The sequence below is a fragment of the Psychrobacillus sp. FSL K6-1267 genome (assembly GCF_038003265.1).
GTDB classification, from domain to species: Bacteria; Bacillota; Bacilli; order Bacillales_A; family Planococcaceae; genus Psychrobacillus; species Psychrobacillus faecigallinarum.
In genome coordinates this window covers 251,955-264,873 of record NZ_JBBOOR010000001.1, presented here as the reverse complement: position 1 = coordinate 264,873, position 12,919 = coordinate 251,955, and the positions used below count along the sequence as shown (strand labels likewise).

Annotated in this window: 8 protein-coding genes and 1 pseudogene; 1 reads left to right on the top strand and 8 read right to left on the bottom strand. The window is 36.1% G+C overall.

Annotated elements, in window-relative coordinates:
• Nucleotides 1-94 precede the first annotated feature (94 nt).
• Nucleotides 95-967, top strand: a complete 873-nt coding sequence (locus MHB55_RS01350; RefSeq protein ID WP_340862384.1) for a LysR family transcriptional regulator — start codon at nt 95-97, stop codon at nt 965-967.
• 327 nt (nt 968-1,294) lie between these two features.
• Here MHB55_RS01350 and MHB55_RS01345 read toward each other — a convergent pair whose 3' ends face one another.
• The 8 genes and pseudogenes from MHB55_RS01345 to MHB55_RS01310 all read right to left on the bottom strand — a co-directional run bounded on the left by MHB55_RS01345 (nt 1,295) and on the right by MHB55_RS01310 (nt 12,912).
• Nucleotides 1,295-4,441 carry a DUF3427 domain-containing protein gene (locus MHB55_RS01345; protein WP_225215989.1) on the bottom strand — a complete coding sequence of 1,049 codons (3,147 nt, stop codon included), beginning with the start codon at nt 4,439-4,441 and terminating at the stop codon, nt 1,295-1,297.
• A gap of 93 nt (nt 4,442-4,534) precedes the next feature.
• Complete coding sequence (locus MHB55_RS01340; RefSeq protein WP_340862383.1) at nt 4,535-5,257, bottom strand: NERD domain-containing protein; 723 nt, start codon at nt 5,255-5,257, stop codon at nt 4,535-4,537.
• A gap of 485 nt (nt 5,258-5,742) precedes the next feature.
• Nucleotides 5,743-6,117: pseudogene (locus MHB55_RS01335) on the bottom strand (transposase); the annotation flags it as partial.
• 361 nt (nt 6,118-6,478) lie between these two features.
• On the bottom strand, nt 6,479-6,829 hold the full coding sequence (locus tag MHB55_RS01330; protein WP_225321605.1) for a hypothetical protein: 351 nt from the start codon (nt 6,827-6,829) through the stop codon (nt 6,479-6,481).
• Nucleotides 6,816-8,516 carry an LXG domain-containing protein gene (locus MHB55_RS01325; RefSeq protein WP_144538411.1) on the bottom strand — a complete coding sequence of 567 codons (1,701 nt, stop codon included), beginning with the start codon at nt 8,514-8,516 and terminating at the stop codon, nt 6,816-6,818. The genes MHB55_RS01330 and MHB55_RS01325 overlap by 14 nt, the downstream gene beginning before the upstream one ends.
• A 180-nt stretch (nt 8,517-8,696) precedes the next feature.
• Nucleotides 8,697-11,858 carry an SNF2 helicase associated domain-containing protein gene (locus tag MHB55_RS01320; protein ID WP_144538410.1) on the bottom strand — a complete coding sequence of 1,054 codons (3,162 nt, stop codon included), beginning with the start codon at nt 11,856-11,858 and terminating at the stop codon, nt 8,697-8,699.
• Nucleotides 11,859-12,044: 186 nt separating this feature from the next.
• Nucleotides 12,045-12,383 carry a DUF2185 domain-containing protein gene (locus tag MHB55_RS01315; RefSeq protein WP_154311869.1) on the bottom strand — a complete coding sequence of 113 codons (339 nt, stop codon included), beginning with the start codon at nt 12,381-12,383 and terminating at the stop codon, nt 12,045-12,047.
• Nucleotides 12,376-12,912 carry an ankyrin repeat domain-containing protein gene (locus tag MHB55_RS01310; RefSeq protein ID WP_144538408.1) on the bottom strand — a complete coding sequence of 179 codons (537 nt, stop codon included), beginning with the start codon at nt 12,910-12,912 and terminating at the stop codon, nt 12,376-12,378. Before MHB55_RS01310 ends, MHB55_RS01315 begins: the two co-directional genes overlap by 8 nt.
• Between the last annotated feature and the right edge of the window lie 7 nt (nt 12,913-12,919).

Here is a 12,919-nt window from a genome sequence, read left to right as displayed (position 1 = left end):
AATCTTATAAGAGCGCCATATATGTGATTTACATAGCATTTAATGTTAGAATAAATTGAAAATTCTTTTTAAAAGAGAGAGGAGTTAGTTATATTTGGACGAAAAAGATTGGCATATATTAACTACACTTCACGATGAAAGAAATATAACAAGAACTGCCCAGCGTCTCTATATTTCTCAGCCTGCATTAACGTATCGAATCCAACAATTAGAAAAAGAATTCTGCACAAAGATTGTTTCACGAAGAAAAAAAGGGGTGGAGTTTACCGTAAAGGGGGAATACCTTGTTCAATATGCAAATCAAATGATTTATCAGCTTCGCCATACAAAAGAACATATTACTAATATGGATGAAGCAGTGAAAGGTACGCTTAGATTGGGCGTTTCTGGATTGTTTGCCCGATTTGAGCTCCCTTCATTATTAAAAGATTTTTTAAAGGAGTACCCGCAAGTTGATGTCAATTTGAAAACAGGCTGGAGTACCGAGATACAGCAGATGCTGCAAAAAGAAGAGGCACATCTTGGAATTGTAAGAGGAGATTATAGCTGGAAGGAACATAAAATATTATTACGAGAAGAAAAAATTTGCATAGCATCTAGTAGGAATATAAATTTTAAAGAACTTCCTTCTCTTCCAAGAGTAAATTACAAAACAGATCCATCCTTAAAAAATACCATTGATAATTGGTGGCAGGAAACTTATACGAAACCACCAATGATTTCCATGGAGGTTGATAGAATTGATACTTGCAAGGAGCTAGTCCTAAACGGGCTCGGGTATGCCATTTTACCAGAAATTTGTATCCAAGAAAACGACCTGTTGTGTGTGTCACCTATTAAAATAGACGACAATCGTTTTCTGACCCGCAATACTTGGTTATTTTATAGAGATGTTACGTTAGAGCTAGCCCAAGTAAAAGCATTTATCCATTTTTTAAACGAAACAAAACAAGAAGTAGTATTATGAATCTGTTTGTCACGCTTTCTTGCCATTTTTCACTATAATGACAGTGATTATAGTGATTTCCAGATCTATTACATAAATAGCTATCTTTATGAACATAGAAAAATTCTAGTAGGGAAGATCAGCTAATTTCATTTAGTTCCTCAACAACTAGTAACTCGTGGATATAGATAGTGTTCAAGATAATTTAAAAAGAAAAAAGTGCCAACCTACGGATTAGATATCCTCTTAGGTTGGCACTTTTCTGCTTAATTCACATCACTTTGGAGCTAATTAGGCCCTACATAAGGGTTTGTTGACAGTCTGAATGAGTTCAAAAAGAAAATTATATTATAAAACATTTTTATTAGCACTTGATACAAGGTATGCTGGCATTGGTTCGTGCAATTTCCAAATAATACTCACAGGTTTACTACCCTCATGCTTAACATAATCAGCTGTTCCAAGAAAAATAAAGGGTGAGGTATACGGTCCTTCATTCCTATATTCCCTTATAAAGATAGAAATCTGATTATTCGTTTTCCGATGATTAAAGAGCCTAATTGCTGTTGGGCTGGTATCTGAGGTTCTACTTTGAGATTGCCAATGAAATAATTGTTCATTAATTGCATAGTCTTCATATAAAGTCGAAGGAGAGAAATCTTTATCGGATTTATTTAAAGTAACGAAAAAAACATCCGTTTTTTCCTCTTCAAAATACTTAACTCCTTCTCTAAAAGCAGGCTTTTGTTTTTCATTATAGTAACCAAACGCAGCTAATATTTGGTCTATAGTATAATGTGCATGTACTCTTAGAGGAGACACAAAATCGAACGGAGATTTTTTCTCAAGTAATCTTAAATTTTCAAAACAAACCTCGATTACTTGGAGAATTTCGTCTTTTAATGCTTGACTCGTTAATATTTCTCGAAGTCCTTCCTTTATGGAAGAAAAACCTAAATCCCTAGGAGGCTTAGAGAAAAATGAATAGTACAACATTGCTTCCATTCTTTGCTCTTCCTCTGTATTAACATCAGTCTTTTCTATATATTTTTTGTAAAAACTTATCAAATCTAAGGAATCCAAATGAAATAGTTTATGGATTTTTTTCATCAAAAGATCCTCATATTCCGCTTTATATTCTTTTGTAACCCCCGCCTCTACCTTCATCCTTTCAAAGCTACGGTTTTTTTGTGACCCATAAACATCTGCTAATGATAGATGATAATATTGTAAAAAGTTTTTTAAAGTTAGGCGTCTTCCAGAATCAGCTTCGAAGTGTTTAATTTTTGCAATAAGATTTTGTTTATTAATTCGTGCTTCCTTAATATTTCTTAATATATATTCTTTTGCCTGTTTCTCCATTTGGATAACAGAGCCCTTAGGTAAATGGAAAAAACCATTTTCAATATAATGATGAATAGAATGTTTTGTTTTCCCTACTAACGATCGGAATTTCTCTTCAAAAGGATAATTCTTATGGGCTTGTCCAACAAAATCAAGTACAGTTAAACATTCTTTATCATCCGCTAGTCTTAATCCTCTACCAAGTTGCTGTAAAAAGACAGTTAGACTTTCTGTTGGACGTAAAAATAATACCGTGTTTATTTCTGGAATATCTATTCCTTCATTATATAAATCCACAACAAAGATAAAATTTATCTCACCGCTTACTAATTTTCTTTGAGCTACAACTCGTTCCTCAGGTGATGATTTACCATGCAATGAAATGGAAGGTATATTTTTTTGATTAAAATATGTTGACATATATTTTGCGTGATCTACTGACACGCAAAACCCTAACGCTTTTACTTCATTTAGAGAGGTAACATACCTTTTTATACTTTGTATAACTAGATCACTCCTGCGATGATTTGCAGTATAAATATTTGTTAGTTCTCCTATGTCATATCCTTTTCTTGACCATTTAATACTAGTTAAATCAACGTTATCAGTTACACAAAAGTAATGGAATGGACTTAATAATTTTCTATTTATTGCTTCTGTTAACCTCATTTCAGCAGCAATTCGATCATTAAAATAGCTTAAAATACTATCATTATCCATTCGTTCAGGTGTAGCTGTTAAACCAAGTAAAATAGTTGGTTGATAAAAATCTAATAATGCTCTGTACGAGGGTGCTGTGGCATGATGAAATTCATCAACAATAATATAATCATAAAAATCAAAAGTTGTATTTTCACTCATCTTTTTGCTATTCCAGCTTTGAATACTCATAAATAATTGATCAAAAGACTTAGGCTCGTGCTTCCCAACAAACATTTCACCAAAGTTAGCATCCTTCAAAATCGTTCGGAAAGTCACCAAACTTTGTCGTAGTATTTCTTCTCTATGTGCTATAAATAATAACTTTGCGTTAGGTTTTTGTTTTAGAAATCGTTTAAAATCAAAAGCAGATATTACTGTTTTTCCAACTCCCGTCGCAGCCACTACGAGATTTTTCATCTGACCGTGAATAACTCTTTCTACTTCCAACTCATCTAATATTTCTTTTTGATAATGATAAGGCTGGATATCAAAATAATACTGTTCGGTTTCTTCGGCTACAGTCTCTTTTGACAATGAGTACTGCACCATTTCCCAATTTTCGTGTTCATCAGGTAAGAGAGATTTAAATTCCTCATCGTTCCAATAACTTTCAAAGGTTGCCCCAAACTTTCGAAGGACATCAAAAGAATCCCTTTCGGTTATCTTTAAATTCCATTCTAACCCCGAAGTTAATGCTGGATTAGATAAGTTGGAAGAACCGATGTAAGCCGTACTAAAGCCAGAATCGCGTTTAAATAAATATGCCTTTGCATGAAGTCTAGTTCGTTGCTTATCTAAGGATACCCTTACTTCTGTATTAGGTAATTTACTAAGCTCCACAAGTGCTTTATAGTCTGTTGCTTCCATGTACGAAGTCGTAATAATTCTTAGCCTTCCACCACGTTCTATAGTAAAATCCCTAAGTTCATTTAATATGATCCTGAGTCCAGACCATTTAATAAAAGAAACTATCCATTCAATTTCATCAGAGGAAGCAATCTCTTTTTTTAATTCTTCTAACATGTTAGGTTCATATTGAGATCCCGTGAAAAGAGAGCTTTGAGAAATTGAAGTGATTGGTCGAGTTGGCTTCTCTTTACGAACTGTACGTACACTGTTTAGCTTTTTATATACGGAAGTAAGTATTTCTCCTCTTTCATCTAGTTGTAGATTTACAAAATCCTCATCGTGTAATTTTGAATTTAACAATTGAATAATTTGATTACAAGTTTGAATTTGCAACAAAAGCGCTTCTTCATCTTCTTTTGCATCTTCCCGGATATATGAGAGAGCTTTTTTAGTAACCTCTGAAATATATGAAGCAAAGTAGGTTTTTGCCTCTTCGAAATCCATTTTATCTAAGTCAATTGCGTACATTTCAGGAGAAAGCTTCTTTAACTCTGAATAAATGTTTTTATTTATAGGTAGGTCGTAAATGCCTTCTTTCAAAGAAACACCTCCATAGAAAACTTAATCTAAATCAAGTTTATTATATGTTACCCCTTTTTACTCTAATATTTATAATTTGCTTTAGATTTCCAATCACTTTAGCACATACCGACATTTTGGAAAATTAGAACAACCTTTAAAATCACCATATTTACCTGTTCTAGTGATAAGTTGGCTTTTACAACGGGGACAAATATTCATATTTAGTTTGGTTTTTATTTCTCGAACATGGACTTTTCTTGATTCTTTTCCTTGTATATTCGCATTTATTAATATTTTTGCAATCTGTTTCACTCGATAAGGAAGGATTACTTTCTGTTCATAGGATTTTATCGTTTTAAAAAGACCTGATATGTATAAGACTCGTACATGGTCAGAACTTATTTCTAGATTTTTAAAGGTAGCTTCACTACTAAATGCTATTATTGAATAATAAGGTCCATCGTACATTTCTTTTAGTAACGTTTGTATTGCAGTTAGATGAGCAAAGTTCTGCATAATTGGATTGAGAAAATTATATTTGTTCTTATAAATTACTTGCTTCCAATATTTTTGCTTCTCTTTACCATAAATCCATCCCTTATAATTTTTTATCTCAATAACGAATATACCTACCGTTGATAACACAACATGATCAATTTGGGTGGTTCCTTCCTCGTAAGGAAGCAACAGGTCATGAAGTACAATATATTCCTCTTCATTTAACCCCTTTAAACGACGTTTTACTTGCCACTCTCCAATAGATCCCTTTACAGATGGATTATTTAAACTAACTAAAAGAGTCACAAAACATATTGCTATTAATATGACTATCATCTTATTTCACCCCTTTCCCAGTAGACGATAGTTATACTTTAGATGAAAATTATTCCATAAATAAGCCGAAAAATAAAAAACAGATAATGAAGAAAGAGTATCTGCCAGAGTGTAGACAAAAGGGTTGGAAACCATTTCGATTTCCAACCCTTTTCCAATTAATCTAGGTTAAATCGGTGAAAAAGTCCGTTGCAGCTTATCATTTTGGTTCTTATTACGCCAGGTTGGGTTTTCCATGTCAAACCGGCTAGTTTCTTAGAATTTAAGGCAGCAAAAGTCAGCATCGCCTGCATGGACAATTTTTTTAATTCCTTTAGGGTTGTCCATCGTATACCATGCTTTTCTTTACTCTTTCCATATACTTCTTTAATGGTTGTGTCGCAAGTCTTCAGCTACATCCAGGTAGTCATGCCAAATGTGGCGTTGAATCATTTTTTGGTGATTCTTACTATGCGTGCACTATCCTTCCTTTGTGGTTGATCGGTATGTAAGATCTGCTCGAACAGATCAGTATCTGCGAAACGTCGGACATAGTTTTACCTAACATGGAGAAGTGAGGAACCTCTGTATGAAAGTCGAATCCTAGAAACCAACGGTATGCCACATTCGTTTCAATTTCCTTGTTTGTCTGGCGTATGGAACGGATACCAAAGGTGTAATAGATGAATGTCACTTGGATCAGTACTACAGGATCTATGCTGGGTCTCCCAATGGTTGAGTAAAGATCTTCAACTAATCGATAGATAAAGGAGAAATCAATTGCCGCATCCAGTTTGCGCACCAGATGGTCTTTAGGAACCAACTGCTCTATGGTCAGTATCTCCAACTGTTCGCGTTCATTGAGTTTGATTCTTGGTCATCCTATCCATCCCCTCATTCCTTTAATAGGAAGCACTGTTGATTGGAGCGGAGAGCGGCGACTCCAGCGGGAATAGCGCGAGCTGAAGACCCTGGACTGAGCGTAGCGAGGGAAGCGGCTGAAGCCGTGCCCGCGGAAAGCGTCCGCTCGCAGCGGAGATCAACATTTCTAGCTTTATCTCTTAAAAGAAAAAAGATTGTAGGCAAAACACCAAAATTCATGGTGTTTGTCTACAGTCTGAGAGCTGCTGAAGAAACAGCATCTACTTTATTTTCTAATTTTCCAAATATAACAATATTCTTTCCAATCCGATACTTAAAAACTGTATTTAAATCCTTTTCATTTGTACACCTTATTTCCATCTATTTCCAACCGTTAAATTCTAAGAATTTATCTGGTATTCTTAATTCAAGCTGTTGTTCCAGTTCTCTTAAAAAGACATTCATATCTGCTTTATCGAACCATTGCTGACTATTATCTAATCCTATGCTAGACTTACCATAGTTTATAGCACAACCAAAGCTGCCTCTATCATAGGTTAACGTAATGATGAAGTATTTATATGCTTGAAAATCTATGGAAAACGTTTGATGAGGTGTATCTGTTAAGTTATAGATTGAGTAATTATCTACTCGGTCTCCGAAATACTCTCTCATTGCTTTAGTAAATATCTTTGCAGTGTCCTTTGCAGTGACAGTATTATCTTTCTGCATACCACATTCCTCCTTCTTCAATTAGTTCAGTAAAGCCATGCTCCTTTTTTAAATATTCCCACTCCTGGTTAAGATAGCTTCCTTTGTAGTCATTGGGATTGTGAGAAAACCTTATTGCTTTGCCACTAGCAACAGCATCATCTAATGCTGGTACATTTAGGTAATCAAACATCTCTTGGTCGGACAAGTTATATTTTCTTTGAATTGTACCCCAGTCGCCTCCCAAATCAAAGTAAGTGGAATTATTTCCAGCTCTAGCAATATAAGAATCTGGTCCCGGCTTAGTCCAGTCTTCTTTTCCATTCTTGACAGAGGGCGTATATTTTCCAAGCGTCATAGAGCTTGCATCTGGATTATGAATAGAGGCACCTCTTATATGTTGAAATTCCTCTACTGGTATTTTATTACCTACTCTACCATCGACAATCTTTATTCCTCTAGCCTCAAGTACATCATCTATTTTATTTGTAGGGATATCATCAACATTGTCACCTAGTTTAGCTAATTTCCCCAACTTTGTTAACTTACCTACTGGTATAAATCCAGCAGCCGCTAGCCCTCTTTCCCATAAAGAAGAATCTTGACCAAAAAGAGCTTTAACGTCATCTAAAATGAGAAAGTCTAATATCCCTTTTGTCAATTTCATTTCTTCCTCTACCTGTGCATCCATTAACTTTCTTAGGAATAATTCCTTTTCCCCGTCAGACAAGGATGAAATATATTCAATATATTCATCTTCCCCTAATTTATAAGCTTCTTTTGGAGACAATATTTCCTCTTTTACTTCCGAGACAATCTCGTAATAAATGGTGCCGTCTCCTTTTAAACTATATTCTTTAATTACAAGTCCATTTTCATATTCGTGATAATTTATTAAAGTGAAATCACCAAATAATTCTCGCTCTACCGTTCTTTCTAGCTTACCCTTCATTAAATTAAAGGTATCTGCCGATAGCTCAGTGCCAATCAGCTTTTCATGTTCATTTTTAATTGAACAACTTAAAATAGGATACGTTTGAGTTTCTAATGCAACTGTTAGCTCGCTATTGACCGATAGTAAATTCCATTTATTATTTTGAAAGTCTTTATCTGTTAGTCCACTTTGCATTAATGCCTCTATATCAGTAACCCAGTTTTCCATTAAGCTTATACCATTTTCAATAGATAACAAGGCAGTATACTGTGTATTATCAAACTCATATAGTTTATCTAATGTGTCATCTTTTTTAGTTCTAGATCTTACAACTCCATCCTGCACATCACTATCATCCAGATGAGGTAGCGAAACAATATCAGAGACCTGATCTATAATGCTATTTGTCGCTTCTACTAAATTTTTTGTAAGATCTGAGATCATCTTGAGTCCTTCTTCTATTTCACCATCCATATATCTTTCAACCATATGTCCTGCGGTACTTGGTTCAAGTGAAAGTAATGCGTTCTCGGTGGACTGCAGCACTCGTTTATATTCCGTAGTAAAAAGTTGAAAAAATTCAAGGAAGGGTAAGTGACACTCCTCATAAAAAGCCCGGATGGAATTCCCTCCGTGCCCTTTTAGTACTTCGTTCATACCAACTAACCCTTTAATATTTTGATGAATAGTCTCTGTTTCCGTTTGAAGTCTATCAAGCATAGAAATATTATCTTTTAACCCTATTTGTAATTGATCGACATCTAATACCTTCATAAGCTCCCTCCCATATCCATTTTATTGATAATATTGTATTCCATTTATTAGGATAAATGGAAATGAGAGATAGATATATATATAAAATAATTCTTATGTCGGAAAGTCAGATGAAATAATCATTACTAAAGACTTCTCACATTGTATATTTATGATGTGTTTTATCTTGTTTTATTAAAGTTACTCTCCTATCAAAACTTCTAAAATGTCTTCTTCGCTCATACTAATGAGCATATCCTTTTCGGAATGAATAACTTCCTCGATTAGACTTTGTTTTCTGTGTTGAAGCTGGGTTATTTTCTCTTCAATGGTACCCTTCGCAACTAGTCGAATGACTTGAACCTCATTTGTTTGTCCCATACGGTGGGCGCGGTCAGCAGCCTGCTGTTCAACAGCTGGGTTCCACCATAAATCGTACAGGATAACCGTATCTGCTCCAGTAAGGTTGAGACCAGTACCCCCTGCCTTTAATGACACGAGAAATAAGTCACCCTCACCGTTATTGAAACGTTCGCATAGACTGACACGTTCAACTGGAGGGGTTTGTCCGTCTATATAAAAGTAAGGTGCACCCTGTTTGACAAGCTGTCTCCGAATGATTGCTAGCATTTGAGTAAACTGTGAGAAGACAAGCACTCGTCTACCGGTCATACGACAATCCTCTAGAATCTCCATCAGTTGTTCATACTTTGCCGAGCTACCCTCATAGCCTTCAACAAATAGGGCTGGGTGGCAGCATAACTGTCTAAGTCTTGTGAGTCCCGCTAGAAACTTGATACGATTTTTTCGAAAGGTTTTTTTCTTCAAATGCTTCAGAGCATCATGCTTTAGCTCTGCCAAATGAGCTGCATAAAGCTTTTTCTGCTCCACCTGAAGCTCGGAGTAGATAACCATCTCGGTTTTCTTAGGCAGCTCTTCTAAAACATCTTTTTTCATACGACGCAATATAAATGGGCGAACCTGCTTCGCTATATGCTCTCTTCTCATTTCACTGAATTCTCTTCTGTTTGGCAATAGACCAGGAAATACTACGTAGAAAATAGACCATAGCTCGTCTAAGGAATTTTCTATCGGTGTTCCAGTAAGTGCAAATCGATGCTTGGCCTGCAGCATTTTTACCGCCCTAGCCGTCTTCGTCATAGGATTTTTAAATGCTTGTGCCTCATCAAAAAACACCGTATGAAAGAACATATCCCGATAACGGTCAGTATCCATTCTCAATGTAGGATAGGAGGTAACAATGACATCCGCATCTGTTGCAGTGAGCCATGCTGTATTTCTGTCCGCCTTACTACCGTCAATAATTCGTGCATCTATATGGGGTGCGAACTTCTCTAACTCGTTTGTCCAGTTATAAAGAAGTGAGGCTGGGGAAACTACTAATATTGGTTGTTTCCGTGCCCGAACCTCAGGTAGCACTGATTCTATAAAAGCAATGCTTTGCAGCGTTTTCCCCAGGCCCATATCGTCTGCGAGTATTCCTCCAAATCCATAGGATGCCATAAGCTTAAACCATCTGTATCCTGCTTTTTGATAATCTCGTAGCACATTTTCTAACCCTCTTGGCACATCCTCTTCCAGATTTGCAGGGTCGTTTAAGTTTTTTAGAAGCTTCGCAAATTGTAAACCAGGCTCTAGTAAATCTCCATGACTCAAAGACTGTGCAATTTGCATTCCTTTTAGGAGTGGAACTTTCATTCCTTCTCGGAAATGTTCACTGCTTACCTCCATATCCTCCATGAATCTTGCGAGATCCAAAAATTCGGGTGTTTCAAGCGATACTAAATTGCCATTTGGTATTCGATAAAATTTTCTTTTCTCTTCAATGGCTGTCATAAGGTGCTGAATTTCTTTTTCTTTTATACCATCCAGCTCGAACCGAAACTCTAGCCATTCTGTTCTTTCCTTCATCTCAATTCTTATCTTCGGACCCGTATATTCCTTTATAACTCGTATCTTTACAGCAGTAGAAGCATATACCTGCACCCAGTTTTCCACGTTAGGCAGTACATAGTATAGGAAGTTATATTCGTCTTCCTCATCCATCAAGTAAAATCCCCCTGGTGTTTGGGTAAACCCACAGTCCAATAGGAGCTTCATGATTTCAAGCTCCTTTTCTCTTTGACGCCGCACTCCAGGAAAATGAGTAAAGGATTCCTCTGTTTCTTCACAGGGATTGACTAGCAGATGGCCGTAATGGAATTCTAAGCCTGCTAGCAGTCGATTTTTTACCCTATCTAAAAATAACTTGGCCTTGAGTGGTGTCTCACCCATCCTTTTGGAAATAGGCTCCGCTATATATACCTGACCAAGCTTCATCAAGCCCGGCAGGACTGTTTTCATGAAATGGTCTATATTCTTCTCAAGAATGACTAGCTCGTGCTTCCCGGACTGATCTAGCATACTTTTGAGTTCAGCGAGTCTGCTTGCTTCCTCTGGCTGGAGTTTATACAGCACCCCCTTGGAGAAGGCATAGCCGTAAGATCGGAAAACAGTCACTAAATCTAGACCTTTTACGTTTAACTGATAATCAGGCTTCTTCGCTTCATCAAATTCAAAACGAATAGGCAGCTCTTGTCCAAGCTGAATTCCTTCATAATATAGATCATTATGCAGAAACTTGACCCTTGGTGCTTTTACAAGTAAAGGTAGGAGTCGTTCCCAATCCGATACCGAGATAAGTAAGATATCCTCTTGTATATTAGCCTTACTATTTAAGCGCTGACTTTTCATCAGTAATTGAAGTACATCATCCGTTTCCTTTGAAAAGCTATAAATTTCCGGTGAGTAGAAGCTGCCTGTAGAATATTCGAAAGGCCTTCTTCTTTCCATCTCGTTTAAAAACTTCGCTACTTGCTTGATTTCATGAAAGGATCCGAGACCAATAGCTAACTGAATACCGAATCCATATGCTTCATCATCCAAGGGTACTGAACAGCAAGTAAACTCCATCTCCAAAATCTTTCTTTCATCAAAATGTAATTGCTTACCTGTAGGAGGTGATGTCTTTTTTTCGAATAGATTCAGCATTCTTTCTGCCAAATATCCATCCATTCGCTGCTTTTCATCGATTGATATGAGGGTAGCGGCAATATGCTGACAATAGGTGGAAATGAATCCTACTGGGGGACATGTACAAGTAGCTACAACCTCTCCAGCAGAGTCAGCTTTTATAGTAACAATGAAATCTTCTCCAGCCTTCACAGTAGCTTCCATCACTTTTTGATTGTTCGGGCTAGGATGAAGATGTACCTTATCCGCAAGAAAATAAGCCTTACCCTTTTTATAAGCAGTAATGCCACATAATTCTTTAATTTTCTTTTCGTTTATTGTACTTTTCATCATCTAAAACCCTTTCTATGTTTCTGTTAGCTCTATTTTAGCATGATAGGAATGTTTGTGCGTCCTGTACATACCTTTACCATTTCTAAACGAAAAGAAAAGGACGCCCATTGTTGGACACCCTTTTCCTCCTCTTATTTAGCTTCTAAAATTTCTTGTAAGTTTTCTACTGCCAGCTTATTACCTCTATGCTAGAATTTGCTCAATTGATGTTGTCTTATCAGCCACTAAATCATAAAAACCGATGTGTACGTTTTCTTCATATACCCAAAATAAATCTGTCCCATATGGTGCTTCAAAAATTTCTAGCATCTGAGGTGCCAGTGAATAGATAGTTTCGGCATTCACAATGACAAAATTATCAGGATTGTTCACATATTCATCATCGTCTAACTCCGAAAAAATATTCCATCCGTTTAATTGAGGAATTGTACTCGGTTCTCTAAAGCTATATCGGATGGGTACACCATTCAATACGTTTTTGGATATCATGAAACCGCCATATGCATCATTTCTATTATCCATGCTCATACTCCTTTACTATTTCCAAGAAGTCATTTCTCCAAGGAAACTCTTTCGCGTAGTCTAGAATCGATTTATTAAAAGTATCCTTTATATTTACATCGGATCCCTTTTCCACTAAATAATAATAAATATCCTTCATATCCTCTGTAGTGTTTTTATTGACTGTTATCGCATATTTTAATGGTATAGAGTTAAATTTGTCCACGGCATTTACGTCCACACCATTTTCTACTAGTAGTCTAACAACCGTTTCCATATAATCTTTTGGACCTTTCATAATGTTAAAGAAAAAAGTATGGAGAGCATTTCTATTATACAAAGAGTCTGTAAAGGAGACGTCTATGCCGTCTTTTAATAGATATTTAGTAATGGCAAGCTTATCCTCGGGATTCTTATCATTAAGCATTGCGGTAGACAACAAGTTAAACTTACTATGCGGATTAATCTGATTTGCCTCTCCGTTATAAAAATTTTTAAAATCCTCAAAGGTTCCCTTAAGTACTGCATCAAACACATTTGTAATTTTCATATCCTTA

Excerpts from the sequence above, each read along its gene's own strand:
- MHB55_RS01340 (WP_340862383.1), bottom strand. The coding sequence starts at position 5,257 with ATGATAGTCATATTAATAGCAATATGTTTTGTGACTCTTTTAGTTAGT.
- MHB55_RS01330 (WP_225321605.1), bottom strand. The coding sequence starts at position 6,829 with ATGCAGAAAGATAATACTGTCACTGCAAAGGACACTGCAAAGATATTT.
- MHB55_RS01325 (WP_144538411.1), bottom strand. The coding sequence starts at position 8,516 with ATGAAGGTATTAGATGTCGATCAATTACAAATAGGGTTAAAAGATAAT.
- MHB55_RS01320 (WP_144538410.1), bottom strand. The coding sequence starts at position 11,858 with ATGAAAAGTACAATAAACGAAAAGAAAATTAAAGAATTATGTGGCATT.
- MHB55_RS01315 (WP_154311869.1), bottom strand. The coding sequence starts at position 12,383 with ATGGATAATAGAAATGATGCATATGGCGGTTTCATGATATCCAAAAAC.
- MHB55_RS01310 (WP_144538408.1), bottom strand. The coding sequence starts at position 12,912 with ATGAAAATTACAAATGTGTTTGATGCAGTACTTAAGGGAACCTTTGAG.